This is a genomic window from Meiothermus sp., from assembly GCF_037443965.1.
Lineage (GTDB): Bacteria > Deinococcota > Deinococci > Deinococcales > Thermaceae > Meiothermus.
Genome location: NZ_JBBINI010000022.1, coordinates 40945 through 64559, shown reverse-complemented (window position 1 = coordinate 64559; position 23615 = coordinate 40945). Strand labels below are relative to the sequence as shown.

At 63.5% G+C, this 23615-nt stretch carries 21 protein-coding genes; 6 read left to right on the top strand and 15 right to left on the bottom strand.

The window, feature by feature from the left end:
- Window positions 1-223: 223 nt before the first annotated feature.
- Window positions 224-637: a heavy metal-responsive transcriptional regulator gene (locus tag WKI89_RS12215; protein WP_337869999.1), complete on the top strand. Its 414-nt coding sequence runs from the start codon at window positions 224-226 to the stop codon at window positions 635-637.
- Window positions 638-813: 176 nt separating this feature from the next.
- Here the strand turns inward: WKI89_RS12215 and WKI89_RS12210 are convergent, their stop codons facing one another.
- Complete coding sequence (locus WKI89_RS12210; protein ID WP_337869998.1) at window positions 814-1170, bottom strand: hypothetical protein; 357 nt, start codon at window positions 1168-1170, stop codon at window positions 814-816.
- Between the two features lie 118 nt (window positions 1171-1288).
- Between WKI89_RS12210 and WKI89_RS12205 the strand changes: the two genes are divergently transcribed.
- From WKI89_RS12205 to WKI89_RS12195, 3 genes are all read left to right on the top strand, one after another.
- On the top strand, window positions 1289-1516 hold the full coding sequence (locus tag WKI89_RS12205; RefSeq protein WP_337869996.1) for a heavy metal-associated domain-containing protein: 228 nt from the start codon (window positions 1289-1291) through the stop codon (window positions 1514-1516).
- Window positions 1513-2886 (top strand): mercury(II) reductase, encoded by a 1374-nt coding sequence (merA, locus tag WKI89_RS12200; protein WP_337869994.1) that lies wholly within the window; start codon window positions 1513-1515, stop codon window positions 2884-2886. The genes WKI89_RS12205 and merA overlap by 4 nt, the downstream gene beginning before the upstream one ends.
- A 137-nt stretch (window positions 2887-3023) precedes the next feature.
- A complete protein-coding gene (locus WKI89_RS12195) occupies window positions 3024-3182 on the top strand; it encodes a hypothetical protein (protein ID WP_337869992.1) in 159 nt (52 codons plus the stop codon).
- Between the two features lie 16 nt (window positions 3183-3198).
- On the opposite strand, the gene pruA is transcribed toward WKI89_RS12195, so the two are convergent.
- From pruA to WKI89_RS12160, 7 genes are all read right to left on the bottom strand, one after another.
- Complete coding sequence (gene pruA, locus WKI89_RS12190) at window positions 3199-4746, bottom strand: L-glutamate gamma-semialdehyde dehydrogenase (protein WP_337869990.1); 1548 nt, start codon at window positions 4744-4746, stop codon at window positions 3199-3201.
- 22 nt (window positions 4747-4768) lie between these two features.
- Window positions 4769-5158: an ACT domain-containing protein gene (locus WKI89_RS12185; RefSeq protein ID WP_337869988.1), complete on the bottom strand. Its 390-nt coding sequence runs from the start codon at window positions 5156-5158 to the stop codon at window positions 4769-4771.
- Window positions 5159-5160: 2 nt separating this feature from the next.
- Entirely contained in the window at window positions 5161-6084 is a 924-nt protein-coding gene (locus WKI89_RS12180) for a proline dehydrogenase family protein (RefSeq protein ID WP_337869986.1), read from the bottom strand.
- Window positions 6085-6093: 9 nt separating this feature from the next.
- On the bottom strand, window positions 6094-6753 hold the full coding sequence (locus WKI89_RS12175) for a GntR family transcriptional regulator (RefSeq protein ID WP_337869984.1): 660 nt from the start codon (window positions 6751-6753) through the stop codon (window positions 6094-6096).
- Window positions 6754-6836: 83 nt separating this feature from the next.
- Complete coding sequence (gene metK, locus WKI89_RS12170) at window positions 6837-8012, bottom strand: methionine adenosyltransferase (protein ID WP_337869982.1); 1176 nt, start codon at window positions 8010-8012, stop codon at window positions 6837-6839.
- 111 nt (window positions 8013-8123) lie between these two features.
- Entirely contained in the window at window positions 8124-10727 is a 2604-nt protein-coding gene (locus tag WKI89_RS12165; RefSeq protein ID WP_337869980.1) for an HD domain-containing phosphohydrolase, read from the bottom strand.
- Window positions 10728-10876: 149 nt separating this feature from the next.
- Window positions 10877-12127, bottom strand: coding sequence for a DUF4127 family protein (locus tag WKI89_RS12160; RefSeq protein WP_337869978.1), 1251 nt, complete (start codon window positions 12125-12127; stop codon window positions 10877-10879).
- A 308-nt stretch (window positions 12128-12435) separates the two neighbouring features.
- Between WKI89_RS12160 and WKI89_RS12155 the strand changes: the two genes are divergently transcribed.
- Together WKI89_RS12155 and WKI89_RS12150 are read left to right on the top strand one after the other, a co-directional pair.
- Window positions 12436-13374, top strand: a complete 939-nt coding sequence (locus tag WKI89_RS12155; protein ID WP_337869976.1) for a transcriptional regulator — start codon at window positions 12436-12438, stop codon at window positions 13372-13374.
- Window positions 13375-13402: 28 nt separating this feature from the next.
- The gene (locus WKI89_RS12150) at window positions 13403-14296 is read left to right on the top strand and encodes an aldose 1-epimerase (RefSeq protein WP_337869975.1); all 894 of its coding nucleotides are present in this window, start codon (window positions 13403-13405) and stop codon (window positions 14294-14296) included.
- Here the strand turns inward: WKI89_RS12150 and WKI89_RS12145 are convergent.
- The 7 genes from WKI89_RS12145 to WKI89_RS12115 are packed head-to-tail and all read right to left on the bottom strand — an operon-like array spanning window position 14280 to window position 23552.
- The gene (locus WKI89_RS12145; RefSeq protein WP_337869974.1) at window positions 14280-14879 is read right to left on the bottom strand and encodes a VOC family protein; all 600 of its coding nucleotides are present in this window, start codon (window positions 14877-14879) and stop codon (window positions 14280-14282) included. The genes WKI89_RS12150 and WKI89_RS12145 overlap by 17 nt on opposite strands.
- A complete protein-coding gene (locus WKI89_RS12140) occupies window positions 14876-15748 on the bottom strand; it encodes a 3-hydroxybutyryl-CoA dehydrogenase (RefSeq protein ID WP_337869973.1) in 873 nt (290 codons plus the stop codon). The genes WKI89_RS12145 and WKI89_RS12140 overlap by 4 nt, the downstream gene beginning before the upstream one ends.
- Before the next feature lie 28 nt (window positions 15749-15776).
- Window positions 15777-16820, bottom strand: coding sequence for an SIS domain-containing protein (locus tag WKI89_RS12135; RefSeq protein WP_337869972.1), 1044 nt, complete (start codon window positions 16818-16820; stop codon window positions 15777-15779).
- Entirely contained in the window at window positions 16817-17914 is a 1098-nt protein-coding gene (nagA, locus tag WKI89_RS12130; protein WP_337869971.1) for an N-acetylglucosamine-6-phosphate deacetylase, read from the bottom strand. Before nagA ends, WKI89_RS12135 begins: the two co-directional genes overlap by 4 nt.
- Entirely contained in the window at window positions 17915-21172 is a 3258-nt protein-coding gene (locus WKI89_RS12125; RefSeq protein WP_337869969.1) for a glycoside hydrolase family 38 C-terminal domain-containing protein, read from the bottom strand.
- On the bottom strand, window positions 21169-22002 hold the full coding sequence (locus WKI89_RS12120) for an ROK family protein (protein ID WP_337869968.1): 834 nt from the start codon (window positions 22000-22002) through the stop codon (window positions 21169-21171). The genes WKI89_RS12125 and WKI89_RS12120 overlap by 4 nt, the downstream gene beginning before the upstream one ends.
- Window positions 21999-23552, bottom strand: a complete 1554-nt coding sequence (locus WKI89_RS12115) for a DUF4127 family protein (protein WP_337869967.1) — start codon at window positions 23550-23552, stop codon at window positions 21999-22001. Before WKI89_RS12115 ends, WKI89_RS12120 begins: the two co-directional genes overlap by 4 nt.
- Window positions 23553-23615 lie beyond the last annotated feature (63 nt).

The following is a 23615-nucleotide window of genomic DNA, read 5'->3' as shown; positions in this document are numbered from 1 at the left end:
TCTGGGTAGCACGGCGGTTACGACCAGCGAGGCCAAGACCACCGAGGGTTGGTTGGTGCGGATGAGCGACCTGGGGGTGGACTGGCTGATTACGGGGGATGCCGGGGTGATGAACCAGACCCTGGCCAACCCCAACGAACTCCATCGGTTGTTGTGCCTTTCGTGACAAAAGCCTAGTGGGGGCGTTGACCCTCGAGTTTGCTCCAAGGTTTAAGCTATATACATGTACCGCATCGGTGCGCTTGCCCAGGCCAGCGGGGTCAGCCGCGACACCCTGCGCTTCTACGAACGTGCGGGCCTGTTGCGCCCGGAGGGGCGCAGCGAGGGGGGCTACCGCCTCTACGACGAGGAGGCTTTCCAGCGCCTGCGCTTCATCAAGCAGGCCCAGGCGCTGGGGCTGTCGCTCGAGGAGATCAGGGCGGTGCTCGAGGTCATGCATGAAGGCCAACCCCCCTGCGCCGACGTGCGCCAGATACTGCGCCAGAAGGTGGCCTTGCTGGAGGAGCGCATCGCCGAGCTTACCGCCCTGCGCGATGACCTGGTCTCCCGGCTGGAGTGGGCCGAGGCCCATCCCGATCCTGCCTGCGACGGCAAGGACCACTGCGTTTACTTGGACCCCGCTTCAGTCCAGCACTAAAGCTGGTCTTGGTGTTATACCGGTTCCACTTGAATCCTTCACCTTTGGGTGTAATCAAGGGTGAGGGTTCAAGCTAACCGAAGGGCGTAGGCGTGCATTCCTGCGGTATCGTTTAGACTTTCATAAAGTGAACGATACTGCAGGAATGCGTGTGAGTCATTTTTCCGCAAAAGGCCCTAGAAGGTGATAATCGTATAGCCTTCCTCAAGGAGATGCCTCAGGCTGGGGTGGTCTTTGTATTCGCTCAGGAAGGGAAAGCCCGCCTTCTCGAGGGTCTCCTTCACGCCAAAGGCCCGGGAGCAGTACGCGCAAGCACCCATAATCTGATCTTTCACCGCGAGAAGAACCGGGTGCGCTTTGTGGCTTGGGTCGGCAAGGGCGGCCAGCCCTTGCGTACCTGCACCGTCGAAGATAAGGCGAACCTCATCTTTAGCCCCTTTGAGCTCCTGGGCAAGCATGAGCGCGTTTACCAGCCGCCCCAGGCCCTCGTGGGTTTCCGTACCTGCCAGCACCAAAACCGCCACTTTACGCATGGTGTACCTCCAAAAAGAGGCTACCTTTGGAAAAAAATCTCGGTGTAAAAGCCTTTACGCCGCCACACAGCGCAAGGGGCTTGACCTTGGAGCCCACTCCAGGGTTTAGGGTAGCGGTATGGAAAGCACACAGCAGTACAAACTCAAGGTTCCGGGAATGCACTGCGCCGGCTGCATCCGCACAGTGGAAGCCGCGCTCAAGCGCGTGCCCGGCACGGCGCGGGTACGGGTGGACTACCTGCGCAAGGAAGCCACCGTGGAGGGTGTGGCTTCACTGGAGCGCTGGCTAAAGGAGTTGCAAACCGTTGGCTATCCCGCTCAGGTGATCTCCGAGGGGGGGCCATGAGCTACGACCTGCTCATTGTGGGCTCGGGTTCGGCGGGGGTAGCCGCGGCATTAGAGGCAGCAGCCAAAGGGGCCAAGGCCGCGGTCGTCGAGGTCGGCGTGCTGGGCGGAACCTGCGTGAACGTGGGCTGTGTGCCCTCCAAGGCCCTCCTCCGGGCGGCGGAGGCCCATCACCGGGCCGCCCACCACGGCTTCGCCGGGATCAAAACCCAGGCCCTGGGGGTGAACCTGAAGGAGGTCATCGGGCAGAAGGACGCGCTGGTGGAGGCTTTGCGGCAAGAGAAATATGCCGAGGTGCTGGAGGCTGCGGGCGTCCCGGTACTCCGGGGCGGGGCCCGTTTCCTGGACGGGGAAACCCTCGAGGTCGGCGGAAGGCCCCTGAAGGCCTCGCGTTACCTCCTGGCCACCGTGGCGCACCCCACCCTGCCCCCTATTCCCGGCCTGGAGGGGAGCCGGCCCTGGAGCTACCTCGAGGCCCTCTCCCCGGATAGTCAGCCAGAAAGCCTTTTGGTGATTGGCGGGGGGCCCATCGGGCTGGAGCTAGCCCAGGCCTATGCTCGGCTGGGAACGCAGGTAACTGTGCTGGAGGCGCTGCCCTACCTGCTCCCCAGCGAAGACCCCGAGCTTTCCACCCTGCTCAGGGGCTACCTCGAGGCCGAGGGCCTGGCCATCCACACCGACGTGCGGGTTCTCAGGGTCGGGCGCGAAGAGGGCTACCGGGTCGAGACAAACCGGGGTGTTTTCGTGGCTGAAAGGCTCCTGGTGGCCACCGGCCGCAGGGCCCGCACCGAGGGGCTCGAGCTGGAGCGGGCCGGGGTAGAGCGGGACGAGCGGGGCTTCATCCGGGTGGACGAACACCTCAAGACCACAAACCCCCAGGTCTTCGCCGCCGGCGACGTGGCCGGCCTGCCCCAGTTTGTTTACGTGGCCGCCCTGTCCGGCCGCATGGCCGCGCGGAACGCCCTCGGCGAACCCACACCCCTAGACCTTTCTGCCCTGCCCCGCGTGACCTTTACCGACCCCGCCCTGGCCGCGGTGGGGCTCGACGAGGCGGAGGCCCGTAAGCGGCACGGGGCAGGGGTTCGTACCGCCACCCTGCCCCTTACGGCAGTACCCAAGGCCTTGGTCGCCCAGGACACCCGGGGGGCCTTCAAGATTGTGGTGGACGGGGAAGGCACGGTTCTGGGCCTGCACATCCTGGCTCCCGAGGCGGGGGACGTGCTGCAGGAAGGGATCCTGGCAGTCAAGTTTGGCCTTTCCTACCGGGATCTGGTAGACACCTTCCACCCCTACCTGACCCTGGCCGAGGGGATAAGGCTGGTGGCACAGGCCCTCGACACCGAGGTGGGCATGCTCTCGTGCTGCGCTTGAAGGTTTAATGGGCGTTTTTTGGAGCGCGGCATAACCCAAAAGTAACGCCCGTTTTTCTAGACTGGCCCTGGAGGTAATCGGTATCCATCGCTGAGCAACGGCGGCGCCCGCTGGCCTATGGCATAACCGCACAGGAAGTGGATATATGGCTCGCCCTCGGCCAGGTAGCCGGAGATTTACTTGACCTGCCGGTGTTTCACCCCAGCGAACGCGAGGAGACCGTGCGCGACCTTCACAACCTGCAAAGCCGGCTACTAGCACGGGTTGGACTGCGGGCCATCGGCTGGGGGCAGTAGGCAGCCCCAGACTGCGCTAGAACCGCTCGGTCACGCTTTTCATCTGCAGGAAGTTGAGCAGGTAGTCGGGCCCCCCGGCCTTGGTATCGGTGCCCGAGAGGTTGAAGCCGCCGAAGGGCTGCACCCCCACCAGGGCCCCGGTAATTTTGCGGTTGAAGTAGAGGTTGCCCACGTGGAACTCGCGCCGGGCCCGCTCGAGGCGCTCGCGCTTGCGCGAGAAGACCCCGCCGGTCAGGCCAAAGCGCGTGCCGTTGGCCACCTCGAGGGCGGTGTCGAAGTCGGGGACGCGGATCACCGAGAGCACCGGGCCAAAAATCTCTTCCTGGGCGATGCGGGCGTCGGGGGATACGTTTTCGAAGATGGTGGGCGAGATGAAGAAACCGCCGCCCTCGAGCCGCCGTCCCCCCAGCACCAGCCTGGCCTCCTGCTGCCCAATCTCGATGTAAGAGAGCACGGTTTTCTCTTGCTGGGCGCTGGCCACCGGCCCCATGTCGGGGTTTTCCTCGGCCGGCCCCACAATCAGGCTTTCGGTGCGGTCGAGCACCTGCTCCATGAGCTGGTCATAGATTCCATCCACCACGATGAGCCTCGAGGCCGCCGAGCACTTCTGGCCCTGGAAGCCAAACGCACTCTGCACGGTGGCCTGGGCTGCCGCAGCAATATCGGCGGTTTCATCCACAATCAGGCCGTCTTTGCCGCCCAATTCCAGGAAAACCCGCTTGAGCCAGATCTGCCCCGGCGAGAGCCGAGCGGCGCTCTCGTTGATCTTGAGGCCCACCTCGAGCGAACCCGTGAAGTTGATGAAACGGGTACGGGGGTGCTGCACCAGGTAGGCCCCCACCTCGCTCCCCTCGCCAGGCAGGTAGTTGGCCACCCCGGCGGGCAGGCCGGCTTCCTCCAGGATCTCGAAGAGCTTGGCCGCGATCACCACGGTGTCCTCGGCGGGCTTGGCCACCACGCAGTTGCCCACCGCAATGGGGGCCACGGTCATACCGGTCAGGATGGCCAGGGGGAAGTTCCAGGGGGCGATCACCACCCCCACCCCCAAGGGGATGTAGAAGGCCTCGTTGTCCTCGCCCGGATAGGGCACCACCGGGGCGCCGTCTTTATACTTGAGGGCCGAGAGGGCGTAATAGCGGGTAAAGTCAATGGCCTCGGCCACGTCGGCGGCGGCCTCCACCCAGTTCTTGCCGATCTCGTAGACCAGCCAGGCCTCGAGCTCCCGCTGGCGGCGCTTCATAATCTGGGCCGCCTTCAGCAGCACCCGGCTGCGGTGCTCCTGGGGCCAGTCACGCCAGGTTTTGAAGGCCCGCCAGGCCGCATCCAGGGCCGCATCGGCCTCGGCGATGCCGGCCTTGGCGCTCACCCCCACCACCTCGCTGGGGTTGGAGGGGTTGGTGGAGGTAACCGCTGCCTGGGTATGGATTTTCTCACCCCCTATGATGAGGGGATAGTGGCGGCCAAACTGGGCCCGCACCTCGGCCAGGGCCTTGCGCATGGCCTCAAAGGCTTCGGGGCTCTGGAAGGTTTCGATGGGTTCGGGGCGGTAGGGTTCGGGGGTCATAACATGCTCCTTTCGATTACTTCTACAAAGCGTTTACGCGATGCCCGGCCTGGCTCAGGGCCGCCAGGGCCTGCGCCAGATGATGGGCCTTGACCAGCACGTAGTCGGTGCGGTAGGTCGAAACAGCAAAAATGCCCACACCGGCCTGGGCCAGCGGGTTCAGCACCGCGGCCAGGATGCCGGTGAGGGCAAAGTCGAAGGGGCCGGCCAGGCGCAAGCAGCGCCAGTCACGCTCAGCTTTCACCCCTGGGGGTACGCGGCGCTGGTGGCATACCACTGTCAGCTCGTCCTCGGCCCGCGCGATGCTCAGGAAACCCTCGCCCTCGGCCCAGGCCGGCACAGGGGCGGTGGGCTCGAGCCAGCAGACCGCATACTGGCCTTCCAGGAGGTGTAAATCGAGCGTTAAGGCCATATCTACCCCTGGATCAGGCTGCGCGCCACAAATAGAAGATTCTCGGGGCGCTCGGCGATGCGGCGCGAGAAATAGGGATACCAGTCGGTGCCGTAGGGCACGTAGGCTCGCACGGTATAGCCCTCGGCGGCCAGCTTTTTCTGCTCGTCGCGACGCACCCCATAGAGCAGTTGGAACTCAAAGTGATCCCGCCCGATACCCTTTTCGGCGGTCCAGCGCTTCATCTCCTCGAGGATGTAGGGGTCGTGGCTGGCAATGGCCGTGTAGAGCCCGTTTTCCAGGGCTTTCTTGCACAGCAGCACAAACTGGGCATCCACCAGACGCTTATCCTGGAAGGCCACCTCGGGGGGTTCTTTGTAGGCGCCTTTCACAATGCGCACCGGCGTTTTGAGGGGTATCAGAGCCTGCAGGTCTTGCTCGGTGCGCTTCAAGTAGCTTTGCAGCACCACCCCGGTGTTATCGAAGCCGGCCTCACGCAACCGCCGGTACATCCGCAGTGTTGCGTCTACACGGGGGCTGTCCTCCATGTCAATTCGCACGAAGCAATCCACCTTCCGGGCCTCGCTCAGAATCTCCACCATCAATGAAAAAGCCAGGTCTTCGGAGATATCCAGACCTAGCTGGGTGAGCTTGAGGGCCACGTATTTGGGATAAGGCCGGGCAGCAAACTCTTGCACCAGCCGGATAATCTCACGCTGGAACTGCCGGGCCTGGGTTTCGGAAGTAACCATCTCGCCCAGCAAGTCCAGGATGGCGTGAATCCGGTCGCGCTCGAGGGCCTCCACTGCTTGCAAGGCCTCCTCGAGGGTATCGCCGGCAATAAAGCGGCGGGCAAAGTTGCGGCCACGGGTGAGCACCAGGTGTTTGATGCTCTGGTTCTGGGCCATGGCCAGCACCAACGAACGGTAGGTTTGATTGAGATCCATAGGGCTCCTCTACTGCCAGGCCTGCGCCTGAAGGCTTTGTAGCACTAAGTCGCGGAAATAGCGCACATGGGCCCGCGCGGCTTCGGCGGCTTTCCCGGGGTTGCGGGCTTTGAGCGCCGACAGAATGGCCTGGTGCTGCTGGCGGGTTTTGGGGTGCTGGGAAAGGGTTTGCTGAAACGAACGGACGAGGGTGAGGCTCGAGCGCAGATCGGCGTAGATGCGGGCCAGGGTTTTGTTGTGGGCCGCTTCGATCAGGACGGTGTGAAAGTCGAAGTCCACCTGCATCTGCTTTGCATAGGCTTCCTTGGGCAGGGCCTCCAGCACCTGGAGCAAGCGCTCCAGCCGGTTCAGTTCGACCTCGGTGGCGTTTTGCGCCGCCAGGGCCGCCGCTTCGCCCTCGAGCAAGGCCCGCACATCGTAGACCTCGCGTACCTCCTCGGCCGAGAGCACCCGCACCCGCGCCCCCTTGCCCGGCAGCAGTTCTACCAGCCCCTCCTGGGCCAGACGCTGCAAGGCCTCGCGCACCGGGGTACGGCTGACGCCCAGTTCCTGCGCCAGCCCCGGCTCGGAGATGCGCACCCCCGGCAACAAGGCCCCCATCAGGATGGCCCCCCGCAGGTGGGCATAGGCCGCCTCCCGCACCGAGTGGGGTCGCTGAAACTGGGCCATAAAGTGTATACAGTATACACTATCTGCTTGCCAGGGTCAAATCAAAAGGCGGCCCGCGGGCCGCCCAGAGCAGTTAAAGAACGCTACGGCAGGAGCTTGCGCAGTTCCTCGACCTTGTCGGTGTTCTCCCAGGGGAAGCCCTCGCGGCCAAAGTGCCCATAGGCCGAGGTGGGGGTGTAGATGGGGCGCTGCAGTTTCAGGTTCTCGATGATGGCCTTGGGGCGGGCATCAAAGACCTTCTGCGCCACCTCGGTGATTTTCTCGTCGGGTAAAACCCCAGTGCCAAAGGTCTCGACCCGCATCCCCACCGGGCGGGCCTTGCCGATGGCGTAGGCCAGCTCGATCAGGGCGCGCTTGGCCAGCCCCGCCGCCACGATGTTCTTGGCGATGTAGCGGGCGTAGTAAGCTGCCGAGCGGTCTACTTTGGTGGGGTCTTTACCGCTGAAGGCGCCGCCGCCGTGGGGCACTGCGCCGCCATAGGTATCCACGATGATTTTGCGCCCGGTCAGGCCGGTGTCGCCGTGGGGCCCCCCGATAACAAACTTGCCCGAAGGGTTGACCAGGTAGAGGGTCTCTTTGCTGAGGTACTCTTCGGGAATGGCCTTTTCGATCACCTTGGTGCGGATGTCGTGGTGAATCTGGTCGGCCTCCACTTCTTCGGAGTGCTGGGTGGAGACCAGGGCCGTACCCACATAAAGGGGCTTCTGGCCCTCGTAGACCACCGTCACCTGGGCCTTGCCATCGGGGCGCAGATAGGGGATTTCCCCGGTTTTGCGGGCTTCGGCCAGGCGGCGGGTCAGGCGGTGGGCCAGCGAGATGGGCAGCGGCATCAGCTCGGGGGTCTCGTCGGTGGCGTAGCCGAACATCAGGCCCTGGTCGCCCGCACCCACCCGGTCGAACTCATCGCGGGAACCCAGCACCCGCCACTCCCAGGACTCGTTGACCCCGCCCGCAATGTCCGGCGACTGCTCATCTATGGCTGTAAGCACCGCGCAGGTATCGCCGTCGAAGCCGTATTTGGCCCGGGTATAGCCCACCTCGAGCACGGTCTGGCGCACCAGGCGGGGAATGTCCACATAGCTATCGGTGGTAATCTCGCCCGCCACCATCACCAGGCCCGTGGTCACCAGGGTTTCGCAGGCTACCCTGGCTTTGGCATCCGCAGTCAGAAGCGCATCCAGCACCGCATCCGAGATGCGGTCGGCCAGTTTGTCGGGGTGCCCTTCCGTCACCGATTCCGAAGTTACCAGTCGTTGCAACTTTGTCCTCCTGTACCACGCAGTAAAGCCGCGTCAACCGACAAAGTATAGCACTCCCATACCGATTTGGTTTTGCGAACCCGACCTTGTTGTATGGCACCACAAGCAGCTTTACAAACCTTTTTTGGCTTGTACCTGCTGGCTAATCAAGGCGATAAATTCCTGTACCACATAAGCATCCAGGGTATCGCCGGCCTGTTTACGCAACTCGCGCAAAGCATCTTGCTGGCTCCAGGCGGCTTTATAGGGGCGCGACTGGAGAAGGGCATCGAACACATCTACCACCGCGAAGAGGCGGGCCTCGAGGGGAATCTCATCGCGGGTCAGGCCAAAGGGATAGCCCGAACCATCCACCCGCTCGTGGTGGTAGCGCACAATATTGCGGGCCGTCTGCGACAAGAAGCCGAGGTTTTCCAGCATGCCAAAGCCAATGTCGCAGTGGCTTTGCATGATGCGCCACTCGGCATCGGTGAGGGTTCCGGGTTTGAGCAGAATCGAGTCGGGGATAGCCAGCTTACCCAGGTCGTGCAGGTAGGCCCCCATGCGCAGCCCCTCGAGGTCGGGGAAGCCCAGGCGCTGCCCCAGGGCTTCGGTCAGGGCCACCACCCGGTCGGTGTGGCCTTTGGTCTCGAGGTCGCGCAACTCCAGCCCTAAACCCAGCGAGCGCAAGGCATCTTCGCGGGTGCGGGTGATTTCTTCCAGGTGTCGCACACGCTCCCAGGCCCGTTCCAAGCGCCGAGCGACCGACTCCAACAGCGAGACGTTTTCTTCCGAGACCGCCACTTTGTGGTGAAAACTCGCTAGGGTTAGGGCACCATAGGGCTGGCCCCTCACCTGTAGCGGTGTGGTGATGACAGTACGCAGGGCTAGCTCCTTGAGCCGGGGCCAGGCCCCTTCCCAAGTCTGATAGTCTTCCAGTATCTGGGTCTGGCCGGTCGCCAGGGCCTTCCCCATAAAACCTTCGCCAATACGCACCGGCAGGTTGTTGAGGTGGGCGATCAGTTCACCCATTGCCGATCGCCCATGCCGCACCACAAGCTCCATCTGACCACTATGGGGGTATTCGCTACTGGGTTGGAAGCGGAGCACCCCGCCTGCGTGCAAACCGGTCAGTCCTAGCAGGGTCTCGATGGCCCGTCGGGCCATGGCCTGGGGATCATCCAACAGTTCCAAGTCGGAGGACATCTGCACCAGCAGCCGGTAGTTGTCGGTTTGCCAGTAGGCCTGCTCGAGGGCCTGCAAACGTGAAAGCATCACCCCGGCCACTTTAGCTAGGGCCTCTAGGGCATAGCGATCTTGGGGTTGGATCTCGCCCCCTGCACCCGCGGTATCCACCGAGAGCACCCCCACCATCCGTCCTTCGGGATCGCCCAGCGGCACCCCCAGATAGGCCGCTTTGACCCGGTTGCCCGAGGCGAAAACCGCACTGGCTTCGACAGAAACATCGGGCAAATACAACGCACTGCGCTGTCCCAGCACCTGCCAGGCCAGTCCCTTGCCCCGTACATGCTTTGTGCCTGCGGCCAGCTCCGCGGCATGGCCTGCTGCCGCCACCACCTCGAGCACGTCTTCCTTGGGACGATAGAGCGTAACCAGACTGGTCGAAGCTTTGGTCTGCTGGAGCGCTTCTTGCACAATCAGTTGTAACAGCTCTTCCGTGGTTTGTGCAGCCGTCAGCCGCTGGCTGGTGTGGGTTAGGCTCTGTAGGCGAACCAGCTCGCGTTCCCGCGCCGCCTGCGCTTCCAAGCGCGCCAGCACCTGTCCCGCCCCCCGACCAAAGGATTCCAGTACCGCCGCATCCTCCGGTTCAAAGGCCTCCTGCGAGTAAGCAATGACCACACCAAAGCCCTCGCCATGGGCATCTAGGATGGGCACAAACAAACCGTACTCTTCCGGCTCGTCTCCGAAATCGGGCAGTTGGTAAACCCTGGGATCGTCCAGCGGCACCATCTGCACCCTCGCTTCCGTCAGCGCAATCCAGGAAACCCCCATGCCAGCAGGGATAACCCGGCCCAAAGGCTCGCTCCAGTTACAGGCCGAAACCGTTACCAGCCCTTCGCCCATGTGCTTGAGCGCCACCGCCCTGCGCAAACCCAGGATCTGCAGTATCAGATGAGGCAACGACTGCCATAATAGGTCGGCTTCGTTGAAGGTGGAAAGCACCCCCAGCACACGGGCCAGGCGCTCTTCGCGCTCGAGGCGGGCCTGGGTGTTGTTCCGCTCTTGCAGGGTTTGTAGAACCACCCCCAGGCTGCGGCCCAGTTCGTGCGCCAGCGGCAGAGCCTCCTTGGGAAAGGCATCTTCTTCCATCCGATCCAAGCAGAGCCAGGCTTCTACCCGGTTGCCCAGCGGAACGGGGATGGTCAGCGCCCAGTTGATGGGCTCGAGGGCCACACGATCCGCGTCTGCAAGACCGCTCAATTCGGGTCGAATCCGGCTGAGCTTGGGCAGGGCAGCCATGGCCTCTTCCAGCGTGCCCCCGTACCAGCGCAGCTCGTCCTCGAGGCTCAGCGCATAGGTTGGTAGGGCGATGGGGTGACCCCGCAACGCCACAAAACGATAGCCATTGCCCACCCTTACCAGGGCCGACCCTGTCTGGGCTCCTGGAATCAACCGCAAGGCTCCCTCGAGCGCTGCGGTCAGGAACGATGGCAGGCTGGGGCTTCCTACTAGCTCACGTAGGAGAGCCAACATGCCCTGATAAGAACAGCTCATCTCGTATCAGCCTAGGGCCAGATCAGCTCTGCATAAGTTCATGTATCACAACCGGCCACACCAGCCAGCGACATTGATTCTGGCAAAAACCAACCCATCGCAAACGTATGCTCCGGTACGTCCATAGCAACCATAATGCATCAGGCTATTTAGTGCTTTCCATTAGGGGCAGAATCCAGGTGGTACTGCCATTCGGCCTCAAAACTGCGTCTCCAGGGGAATTTCAAAGCCTCCAAGCGAATTTGGCCCGATGAAAAGAGTGGAGTAGGTTCAGATTGTAAGCGCTCGAAAACATAGCGGGCCGCTTCCTCGGTGAGGGGTTCGGGGAAACGGGCGCGCACCCAGGGGCGGCCAATTTCACCCCAGAGGTACTCGAGGTAGGCCTGGGCCAAGGCCAGGGTTTTCCGTTCTTCACACCAGGCCACTGGGTTCCCGGCCCGCTGGCAGAGCGGCATAGCAAACAGTCCCCCCTGGGCCAGTGCGGCACCCAGGTTATTGCCAGGGGTTCCCCACGAGGCATAAGCGGCCAGCTCGCGGTAGATATCCAGCGCCACCAGATACCGAACCAGCGAAGCATCGCCCCGGTTGACCCGGGCAATATCGGCCACCGCTACCGGTGCTTCGCGCAAGCCTTGCAATACCGTCAGAACGCCTCGCCTGGGATCGCCGCCGCTGTAGACCACCAGCACCAGGTCGGGCCGGTTTTCCACCGCAATGGCCCCTGCCGAAGCCAGCAGACGAGCAATAGATGCTTGCAGGGGAATCCCCTCGTAGCGCGTGGCCTGCGGGGCGGCCTCTGGGTTGTCGTAGAGCACCCGCACCCGCACCCCTGGATTCAAGGCCCGCAGCAACAAGACCTGCCCCGCCTCGTCGGCCCCAGGCCGCGTGGGAATAGGAAGGGTGGCGGCTTCGGCCACCGCTGGCGAGCCCGGCAAGGCATCATCCCAGGGCGCTTCGACATACGCATAACCATCCCCCAGGTCGCGCAACAGGGCCAGGTTGCGTGCGCGGTCGGTGGCATCGGGATGGCGTGGAATCACCCCAAAAGCCAGCACCTGCCCGCCCGTACGCGCCCGCCAGCGGGAGAGTTCTTCCAAGCGATGCCGGGCCTCTTCCAGCGATAGGGTAGAACTGCGGCTCTGCACCAGTCCGCCATAGACCAGCGCATCCAGGCTGGCAATCAGGGTATGGCCCGGCTGATCTTGCAGCCAACCCCAAAGTGCCTGTAGGTTGGCCCCCTCACGCCCTTGGTAGACCGCTCGAGGTGGGCAGCGCACCAGTTGCCAGGTGCAGGGCGACCAGTTGGGGGGTCGGTCATCGAGGGGTATGTAAAGCGTCTCACCGGGAAAAGCCCACGTGCGGGGTAAAAAGACCAGAACCAGAAGCAGAATCCATCGCATCAAGCCATGTTATGCCGGGTTGATGAGGAAAATGGCGGGAGTCTGAAGGCAATTCATAAAAGCCCGGGATGCTGACGGATAATTTTGAAAAAAGCCTGGGCCAGACTTTGGGATGCTTCGCACCCCCTCACAGATGGAGCGAACGAATGCGCTATAATACGTAATAGGTCGGTGGCAAAACCTCGACCAGAACCCCTCAATCACAACCCGTGGCTGAATCAGGGAGCATCCACAACCGGAATAGCTCGAGCAGAACCCAAGTTGATCACGACCCTCCAGGGATGTGGATAGATTTAAGGTGAATCTTTATGGAATTTGAGCGCCAAGCCCAGCTAGAAGCCGAGGCGTTGTCGCGCCGCGTTTTGATCCACGATATTCTGCGCCGTTTGCGCGGTGAGTCCAACGATCTGCTGCCCTATAGTGCGGTCACGGAGTTGCGGCCTAAAGGGGAGTCGTACAAGGGGCTACAAACCATCGAGGTGGACAAAATTATCGGCACAGTGGATCGCTACGGCGACTTCGATGCCGAGTTCATGCCCAAGGAACCCTTTACCCTGGATCGCTGGGCTAAGCTCCGGCAGGCCCAGCTCGAGGGCACCGAGTTTCCCCCCATTGATGTCTACAAGGTGGGCGATATTTATTTCGTCAAGGACGGCAACCACCGCACCGCGCTGGCCAAAGCCCAGGGCCAGCACTTCATTGACGCCTATGTGATCGAGCTGGATGTACCGGTAGACCTCGACCCCGACGATACCCTTAAAGATGTGATCTTGAAGGGCGAGTACGCCCAGTTTTTGGAGCAGACCCGGCTGCCCCAGTTGCGCCCCAACCACGAGCCCATCCTGTTCAGTAAGGCCGGGCGCTACGATGTATTGCTCGACCATATCCGCACCCACCAGTACTTCATGGGCCTCAACCAGAAGCGCTCGATTGGCTGGGAAGAGGCGGTTACCGACTGGTACGACCACCTCTACCTGCCCACCGTTTTGGAGATTCGCGAAAACGGCATCCTGAAGAACTTCCCCGGGCGCACCGAGGCCGACCTCTACCTGTGGATTTCTGACCACCGCTACTTCTTATCGCAAGCCATTGGCCACGATGTGGGCCCCGAAGAAGCCACCCTTTCGGCACGTCGGCAGGTGCAAAAAGGCCCCTTGAGCCGGCTGGTGGAGTGGTTGACCTCATGGCTGTTCCGTCTCGTCCTCTTCCACAAGCCCTCTGCAGCCAACGACACCACCGGCAATTGAAATCGCTCGAGAAAGATAGAATCGTGGAATGGATTCACTGTGCATCGAAAATGAGTGGTTGCGTCTGAAAATTGTTCCCCAGGTTGGGGCCAGCATCGCAGCTTTCGAGGTCAGGCGAGGCCGGGAGTGGGTGCCGATTATGCGGCCTACCCCGCAGCCCCTACCGGACAAACCCTCGAGCTACTCGAGCTTCACCCTGGCCCCCTTCTCCAACCGCATCAAGGCCGCCCGCTTCGAGTTCGAGGGCTATACCTACCAGTTAGAACCCAACACCCCCGAAGGCAACGCCCAGCACGGCGATGTGCGGAGCCGCCCCTGGCAGGTCTTTCATGGAACCAATTCGGCAGCCTGTACCTTCGATAGCCGCTTTTTTGAGGACGTGAACTGGCCCTGGCCCTTCTCGCTGGCCATGTTGTATCGGCTGGAAGGTTCCACCCTAGAAACCACCCTGGAACTGGTCAACCAGGGCCAAAGCCCCATGCCCGCAGGCTTCGGGCTCCATCCCTATTTTGTGCGGAATCTGGGGGAAGCAGTTTTGCAATTTGGGGCCAGCGGCTACTACCCAACCGATGCTGGCCTTATCCCCAACGAGGATATGCAGCCAATCCCAGACGAGTTGGACTTTTCGAGCGCACGCCCTGTGGGGTCGCAGCCGCTCAACCTCGTGTACGGCGGTTGGGATGGGCGGGCTGTACTCGAGTGGGTCGGCTCCCATCTTCAACTGCTGCTCGAGGCCGACCCGGTATTCGAGCACCTGGTGGTCTTCACCGCGCCCGATGGGACGCTGGCCCTCGAGCCCGTAACCCACGCCACCGATGGCTTCAACCTGTACGCCCGCGGTGTCCGGGGAACAGGTGTGCGGGTCTTGCAACCTGAAGGGAGCTTGGCCGGTAAAGTGCGAATGACTATCGCAGAACTTTGAGCCTGCTTTGGGTCTGGATGAAAGCCCGCAGTCCGGGCAAATCGGATGGTTCTAGGCGTATATCCAAACCCAGCTTTTGCAAGAGGGTGCCTGGTTCGGGCCGGGGATGAAAAACCATCAGCTCGACTAAGCGACAACCCAGGTCTGACAAGGTATCGGTGGGGTGTTTCGGGCCCCACTGAATCAGGTAGGGTACCACCCCGCCCCAGTGCAAACGCCCGTCCTCGGGGAGGGTGATATACCACTCGAGGTCGCCCCGGCTGGCCTTGCTGACCGGGCCGAGCTCTAGCGCGGCGTAGCGCTCCAACGCCTCGGTGCGGGCCACCCAGGTCAGGAGGCGGGGCGCTCCGGCGAAGCCATCGAGGGCAAACCAACACGGACGAGCCGGTGTGGGCGCCCCGGGATCAATGGCGATAATCTCCAGATACACGCCACCCCCCAGGTTCAGCAAGCGGTTGTGCGTGCCCATCAAGGGGTGCCGGCCCCCCGCCGGTGGGAGCACCACCTCCAGGGTGTCCTGGACGTACTCCACCCCCTCTTGCAGGGTCTGGGCGGCCAGCACCAGGTGATCCAGCCGGGTCATCCGATTTTATTACCCTTTTCGTCGTAGCGGTAAAAGCCCCGCCCGCTCTTGCGGCCCAAAAGCCCGGCCTGCACCATCTTGCGCAGCAGGGGCGAGGGCCGGTATTTGTCGTCGCCCAGCCCCCGGTGCAACACCTCCATGATGGAGAGGCAGGTGTCCAGCCCGATGAAGTCGGCCAGGGTGAGGGGGCCCATGGGGTGGTTCATGCCCAGCTTCATCACCTGGTCAATGGCCTCGGGTGTGGCCACCCCCTCCATCACGCACTGGATGGCCTCGTTGAGCATGGGCAGCAGGATGCGGTTGGAGACGAAACCGGGGTAGTCGTTGACCTCCACCGGGGTCTTGCCCATGCGGCGGGCCACCTCCAGCACGGCCTGGGTGGTGGCCTCGTCGGTGAGGTAGCCCCGGATTACCTCCACCAGCTCCATCAGGGGCACCGGGTTCATGAAGTGCATCCCGATAAAGCGCTCCGGCCGGCGGGTGGCCGAGGCCAGGCGGGTGATGGGAATCGAGGAGGTATTGGAGGCCAGGATGGCCGCAGGCTGGAGGAGGGCGTCGAGTTCGCGGAAGAGCTCGAGCTTGGTGGGTTCGTGCTCCACGATGGCCTCGATCACCAGGTCGCAGTCGTTGAGGTCGGATAGGTGGGTGGTGGTGGTGATGCGGGCCAGGGTCGCGTCGTGGGCCTGCTGGTCGAGCTTACCCTTTTCCAGCAGCTTGCCGATGGAACGCTTAATGCTGCTAAGGCCGCGCTCGAGAAAGGTCTGCTCGAGGTCGCGCAACACCACCGTGTACCCCGCCTGGGCCGCCACCTGGGCAATGCCAGCCCCCATCTGCCCTGCACCGATCACACCAATCTTGCGAATTTCCATAGCTGTATCCTACCCAATCCGAAGCACCTCAGCGCGTGCGGGTCACCTTGGACAGGTTGCGCGGCGCATCGGGGTCGAAGCCCCGGGCTACCGAGAGTTCGGCGGCGAAGGGGTAGAAGGCCTGGGCCAGCAGAATGGAGTCCAGCACCGGGTGGAGCCTGCCAGGGAGCGGCAAGGGGGTATGGGCCAGCTCCAGCGCCTCGCTTTCGGAGGAGGCCACCAGCAGGTGTCCGCCTTTACCGCGCAGGTTTTCCAGCAAGCTCAGCATGCTGGGCAGGGGTTTGTCTTTGGGAGCCAGTACCAGCAGGAGGAAGTCGGGTTCCACCAGTGCAACCGGGCCGTGCAAGAGTTCGGCGCCCGACATGGCCTCGGCGTGAAAGGCGCTGGTCTCTTTGAGTTTGAGGGCCAGCTCGTTGGCCACCGCAAAAGCGTAGCCCCGCCCCACCACCAGGCCGTTTTCCGCTTCCACCAGCGGCTCCAGCCCCGCCTGCCAGTTGGCGTGTGCGGCTTTGTACAGGGCTTCCGGCAACATCGCCAGGGCTTCTTTGAGGGTTTTGTCTTCAGCCCAGGCGGCGACCAACTGGGCCAGCGAGGCCAGGGTGGCCAGGTAGCTTTTGGTGGCCGCCACCGCTTCCTCGGGGCCTGCCCAGAGCGGCAGCACCACCTCGGCGGTCTGGGCCAGGGGCGAGTTTTCCTTGTTTACAAAGGCCAGGGTCAGGGCCCCGTCGCGCCGGGCCTGGCGGGTGACCTCGATCAGGTCGGGGCTTTCCCCAGATTGGGAAACTGCGATCACCAGGGCCTTGTTCACCGACAGGTGGCGACCGTATACGGTGTGGATGGAGGGTATGGCCGAGGAGCAGACCAGCCCCAGCAGGCTTTCGATTAGATACTTGCCATAAAGTGCCGCATGGTCGGAGCTACCTCGAGCCACCGTCAGCGCAAAGGGCGGGGTATGGCGGCGCAGGAAGGTGCCCAGTAGCTCCATCTCGCTCTTGTTTTCTCGCAAGGCCTGCTCCACCACCGCAGGGGCTTGATGGGCCTCTTTGAACATCTTGGTTTCGACCGCTTTCATCCAGAGACCTCCACTTTCTGGCCTCGCACATACACCTCCACAAGCTGCAACTGCTCGTCAAGGACCACCAGGTCGGCGGGCCTGCCCGCTTCCAGTCCATGCGGCATACCCAGGTATTGGGCGGCCAGGCTCGAGGTCATCCGAAGGATGTCCTGCAGGCCATAGCCCCAACGGTGCAGGTTCTGGACGGCTTGATCCAGGGTGAGGGCACTGCCGGCCAGGGTGCCATCGGCCAGGAAGACCCCCTGGCCTTTCTTGTAAACCGTATACCGGCCCAGCGGATACGCGCCCTCGGGCATCCCGGCTGCCGCCACCGCGTCGGTGACAGCATAGGTGTGGGGAACGGTCTTCCAAACGGTACGGATGGCCGCCGGGTGGACGTGCAGCCCATCGGGGATTAGCTCGGCCCATTCGGCGCGTTCCAGGCCCAGCCCCGCCACCCCTGGCTCGCGGTGGTGGAGTGGGGTCATGGCATTGAAAAAGTGGGTGAAGCCCTGGGCCCCGGCCTCGAAGCCTGCTTTGGATTCGGCGTAGGTTGCCAGGGTGTGGCCTTGCTGCACCCGCACCCCCTGGGCCTTGAGAAAAGCAATCAGCTCCAGGGCCCCCGGCAGCTCGGGGGCCAGCGTGACCACCCGGATGGGGGCCAGACGCATAAGGTGGCGCATGGTCTCGATGCTAGGCAGGAGCGCGTAGGGGGGCTGCGCGCCCAGTTTTTGCGGGTTAATGAAGGGCCCTTCCAGGTGCGCCCCCAGCACCCGTGCTTCCCCCGGCTGTGGACGTTGCACCACAGCGGCAATCCCTTGCAAAGCCGCCTCGAGCTCCTCCAGCGGCGCCGTGACGGTGGTGGCGAGCAGGGCAGTGGTGCCATGCCGGGCGTGGAAACGGGCCATCTGCCGCACAGCCTGCTCGCCATCCATACAGTCGGCCCCACCCCCCCCGTGCATGTGCAGGTCCACAAACCCAGGCAGAATAAAGCGCCTGGGTAGCCCCTGGGGGGCCTGAAGAGGCCGCACCGCTTGAATATGCGTATCGAATTCCACCTGACCCCAGTAGGTCAGATCGGGGGTCACAAGGGTTCCCGTCACGTGTGTCATCTACAGCTCCAGTTTCAGGGTAATCACCTGATAGGGGGCATAGGAAAGGGTCAGGTGACCGTTCCGCAGGGAAAGGGGTTCCACTGGTTCTTCCAGCAGGTTCACCCGGCTGGCGCCGCGAATGCCCAGGGCTGTAAGATCGAGCTCCACCTCACCCCGTCCACCATGCGCCTCGTAGAGCCGCAAAATGTAGCCAAAGCCCTCCTCGGCCCGCTTGAACGCGGCTATGCGCAGGCTCGAGGGCGACAGGCGCAAAAACTGGCGACTGGAAGGCTGGCCTCCGGCATGCACCGGCAGGGCCAGCGGCAACAAGGGGGCCAGGAAGTCTTCGGCCTGGGCCACCGTTCCGCCGCGCCAGTCCCCTGGGTGCGGATAGAGCGCATAGCTGAAGTGGTGCTCGCCCACATCGGCCAGCGGATCGGGCCAGATGGCCCCCCGCAGGAGCGACAGACCCAGCACGTTCCCTCGGGCGCTGTAGCCGTGTTTGAAGCCGCCCAGCAGACTCACCCCATACCCGGCCTCGCTCAGATCGGCCCAGCGCAGGGCCGGAACCTCGAAACGGGCTGCATCCCAACCGGTGTTGGTGTGGGTGGGTCGCGGCACGGCACCAAAAGCGGTGTCGAACCAGGCTTCATGGCTTCGCACGTTTACTGGAAACAAAGCCCTGAGCAGGGTGCGGCGCTCCTGCCAGTGGGCGGTGGTCTCGATCTCCAGGCGACGCGAACCGCCCCATAGCCAGTAGGTCTGCTCGAGGCGCGAGGCGCCTATTTTGCGCTCCACCCAGATGCCGGCCCGCATGGGGCCTCCCTCAATCAGCTTGACCTGGGTGGCGGGGATTTCGCGGCCCTCCTGGATATACGAAGCGTCCAGATCCCAGGCTTCCCAGTAGCGCGGCACATCGGTGTAAGCCCAGATCTGATTGCCGCGTCCGGCCAGCACCTCGCGCCGGTGGTCTTTGTCGTAGAGGCGGCTTATGGTGCCATCCGGGGCCACCTCCAGCCGCAAATGTTGGTTTTCCAGCACCCGCTCGAGGCCATTGACCCGCACCAGAGGGGTTCGGCGGGCGTCTAGATGGCCTACCACCGCCAAAGCCAGATAGCCCAGGGCCGGCACGGTCTCCTCGGCAGCGATCAGGATATAGGGGCCCGACTCCTGGTAGGGCACCTCGTCGCCGGTGCTGGTGAGCAAACGGAAGAACTGCTCGGTGGGGCGAAGGAGCTTGAGCCGCAAGGGACGCGGTGAGGTGCTCAGGTTCCACACCACCAGGTGCGCCACCGCCTCGGGGTGCACCTTGCGCACCTCCGCCGAAAGCAGGCCCAGGGCCTCCTGCCGCACTTCCTCGGCCTGAATCAGGGCCACCCGCAGGCTTTCGGCCGCTTCCTGGGGCACGCTGTGAATGCCGGAGCCCGGCAGGATGTCGTGGAACTGGTGCAGCAACAAGACCTTCCAGAGACCCTCGAGGTCACGCGCCGGATAGCTGGGTTCATCCAGGGTCAGGCGGGGGTCTATTTTCTTGAGGGAAGCCAGCGTCCAGGCCATCTCCGCCTCCAGCAGGGTTTGCTCGAGGCGCTGGTTGAGCGCTTTGAGGGCGGCCTGGGTGGTGTAGGTGGCCCGGTGCAGCTCGAGGTAGAGTTCCCCACTCCAGGTCGGCAGCGGCCAGGGCCCCATAAAGCCCTCGCCATTTTCTTCCCCCCTCTCCTCTGCCCCCTGCCCGTTGCGAGTACCTTGGGCTTCACCAAGCCCGGCCCCCCTGCGCTCCACGTCCCGGTAAAACCCATCTATCCGCCCAATCTCCACACTGGGCAGGCCGGGGAATTCGCGGTAGCGGGCGTAGCGCTCCATCATCTCGGCGCTGGGGCCGCCGCCGCCATCGCCATAGCCAAAGGTAAGCAGCGAGGTATCGTGGTAGCGCTTGCCCTTGAAGTTCTTCCAGGTGCCCGCCAGGTCGAGGGCTTCCAGCCGCCCGTTGTAGCTTTCGTTGGGGTTCCAGAAGCCGTGGGATAGCACCCTCGAGCCGTCCAGGCCCTCCCACTGCCAGAGGTCGTGGGGAAAGGGGTTGGTCTCGTTCCAGTTGAGCTTGGTGGTGAAAAAGTAAGGGAGGCCCGCCTGCTTTAGGAGCTGGGGCAGATTGGCGGCAAAACCGAAGGTGTCGGGCAGCCAGGCCACCTGGGCCCGGATGCCGAACTTCTGCTGAAAGTAGCGCTGTCCATAGAGCAACTGCCGCACCCAGGACTCCCCCGAAAGCAGCTGGCCATCGGGCTCCACCCACATACCGCCCACCAGCTCCCAGCGCCCCTCCTGCACCCGTGCCCTCACCTGTTCAAACAACGCCGGGTCGTCCTGCTCGAGCCAGGCATAGGCCTGGGCACTGGACTGGTTGAAATGGAGCTCGGGATAACGCTCCATCAGGTGCAGCACCGTAGCAAAGGTACGGCGGATCTTGCGCCGGGTCTCGGCGATGGGCCACAGCCAGGCCAGGTCTATGTGGGCGTGCCCGGAGAGCAAGAGCTTGCCGGAGGCTGGGTAGCGTTGGCGGAGGTGCGCCAGGGCTTGCCGGAAGAAGTCTCGAGCGGCCTTGAGGCTTTTTCGGTGCTCCTCTTGCAAGGGAAGGCCCGGCCCCTCGAAGCGCCACTCCTCCCATAGTTTGGCGGTTTCCTGAGCCCAGGTGGAACGCTCGAGCTGGTTCAGGTAGGCCTGTGCCGGGCTGCGCGGCAGCTCGATGCGGGCAAAGGTTTCGCTCAGCACGTCCAGCAGGTGTTGGGCCAGGTCGGGGGCAAGGAGTGGCACCGCCTCCAGGGCGCAGGCCAGGTCGGTGCAGAGTTCGCGCACCTGGGCATCGGGAACCAGCAGGCAGGCCTCCTCCAGTCGGGGATACAAGGCGGGGGCCCCAAACAGGCCCTTAGGCACTGCCTCTACCTGCAAGACCAGCCCCTCATCGCCCCTTGCTGAGGCAAGCAGGGGGTATTCACGGTGATAGGCGTTGAGGCCCCCAACCGGCTTGTTTTCGAACCAGAGCAGGCCTTCCCCACCCGTGCTGAGCCGCACCCAGACCGGCTTGGCGGCCCAGTCTGCAGGCAGTTTGGCTTGGAATCTAAACTGCACCGGGAAATTCCGGTCCGGCCACAAATCCCCCACGCGAATAGGCGCCCAGGGGCCACCCTGCACCTTGAACTCACCCGACAAAAGCAGCCTGTCCAGGTCTTTCCAGGCCGAGAGTTCTTTTAAGCGGACTTTGAGGCGCTCAATTTCCAGCATCATCCCACCCCGGTCTCGCTAAAATCTGCATCCAGGCGGCGTTCAACCCAGTCGGCCGCGCCTATCAGGCCTGCATCGGCCCCCAACCGGGCGGCCACCACGGCCAGGGCAGGGTTCACCCACTTCTGTAGCCGCGCCCGATACCCTTCGGCCAGCCCTAGCCCACCGCCGATGATGGCCCGCTCGAGCCGCAACACCACCCGCAGATCCTCGAGTTTCTCGGCCAGGTAGCGCGCACTCCAATCGAGCTGTGCCGCAGCTTCCGGGTCGGTCTGGGCGCGCTCGACCACCTCGGCCGCCCCCTTCCAACCGCGCTCCCTGGCCCATACATCCAGAGCGGTTCCTGAGGCCACGTGCTCCAGAAAGCGCCCATCGGCCACCCTGGTAAAACCCAGCTCGGCCCCTTCGCGCAAGGCCCCATCCAGCACCAGACCGCTGCCAATCCCGGTCGAAACGGTCACGAAAACAAAGTTTTGCACCCCCCGCCCCGCGCCATACCGGGCCTCCCCCCAGGCGGCGGCGTCGGCGTCGTTAAGCACGAAGACCGGCAAGCCGGTGCGCCGGGATAGCTGCCCGCGCAAATCCACCTCCACCCAGGGCAGGGTCCGCGGGTTGGGGGCCGTTACCTTGCCCTGGTAAACCGTACCGGTGGCCGCCACCCCGAGTGCTTTTGCCCTGGGCAACAGGGGCTGGAGCAGCTCGAGCGCCCATTCCAACATCGCTTCCGGACGGCGGTCTTGCGGCGTGGGAATCTGCCGGCGCTGGCTGAGCTCTGACCCCTGCACCAAGGCCACGGCCAGCTTGCTGCCTCCTATATCCAGCGACGCGATCACTCTTCCCCCCGCACCAGGCGCAACGGAAACACCCCGGTAAACAAGCGCGGCCAGGCCAGCCTGGGGCGGTTCCACTCCAGCTTTACCCCCGGCAGGCTGGGAGCGAAGAACTGCTGCCAAAGCCCATAGGCCAAAGGGGTAAGGCGCTGATCAATGGCGAGTTCGGCCCCCCACTCAAGGTCGCCCAGGTCGAAGGGGCTGGGCGGCTTCCCGATTTCCTCGGTTAATTTGTCGTGTACCTCTGGGCGCACCCGGCTCTGATAAAGCCAGTCGTCCACCAACCGGGAAAAATTGGCCTCGGCCAACGAAACCGAATCGTCGCCATACAAAGCACACACCCCTGCCGCAATTGCGCTACCCAGGCTATTGCCAGCGGTATTCCAGGCCGCAAAGCCAGCCAGCCCCGGCAGGTTCACCGACTGCAACAACAACTGCACGAAGCGGTTCTCGGCCCCGTTGGCATAGGCTACGTCGGCCACCGCCACCATCCGGCCGGCGGCCTGGTCGGCCACCAGACGGTCTACAAAGTCGGGCAGGTGGCGGGCTGCAGTATCCACCGTTTCAAAGTCGGGCTGGTGGTGGGCTTGCCGGATGGCAGGTGCGTTCACGGCCAGAACCAGGTCGGCCTCCTCCGCCGCCTGCACCATCACCCCGCCCGCAGCCCGCACATGGGCCCTAACCAGTTCCCCCAGCGGGCGATCTTCATACAGCATCTCGGCCTGCTCCGCCAGTACCGAAGGGTAACGCACCAAGACCTTGGTTCTGCGCCCGGAGTAGTTGACCAGGGCCCTTGCCAGCAAGGTGCAGGCTACCTCGTCGGCCCCAGGGTAGATATCGGCCTCGCTCCACAGGCCTAGTTCGTCCAGGCGGGCCTCGAGCCGCCTTCGATCCCGGGCCGCCAGGCCATAGGGGGTGGTGTCGTCCAGGGTGAGGCACAGATGCTCGAGGATGCCCTCGTTGAGCAGGTCAATCGCCGCCATATGCAGGGCATGGTTGCGCTCGCGGGTCTCGAGCCAGTCCTGCAAAACCTCTTTGGGCAGGTGCAAGCGGGCCCGATCCAGCTCCATCGGCGCATCGCCCAGCGCTTGCCCAGCGGCCTGCTGCCGCTCGAGGCGATCCATCCACTCCGAAACCTTGCGCAACGCCGCCCCCCATTCGCCGTAGTAGGGCTTTTCCTCCAAGGGGTCGTTGTCGTGGGCCACCCGAACCACCACCCCATGGGCCAGGATGCGCAGACCGGGGTGCTTGTGCTTGATTTCCCGCAGAACCTCGAGGCGCTGCAATGCCGCTTCCAGGCTATCCGAAACCCGTCGGGCCGGAATCATGCCCCCCAAACAGAGGGTTTCCAGGGTTACGATGGCCACATCGGCCATAGGCGCCTCCCGCCGCAACCACTCCGCAAGGGCCGCGGTATTTCCCGGTTCGTTCATCTGGTTCAAAATTTCCAGTGCGGGCGAGCGCATCTCCAGCCCCGCTACCCGCGCCAGTTGGTGGGGCAGCTCGAGGGTTACGGGTCTGGTATCGGCTGGCAGCAGTAGAACGCGCTTCATATCTCGGATGTCAACCTATCCCACAATCTACCCGAACCACTGAGCAGCCTGGCGTTCATCTGG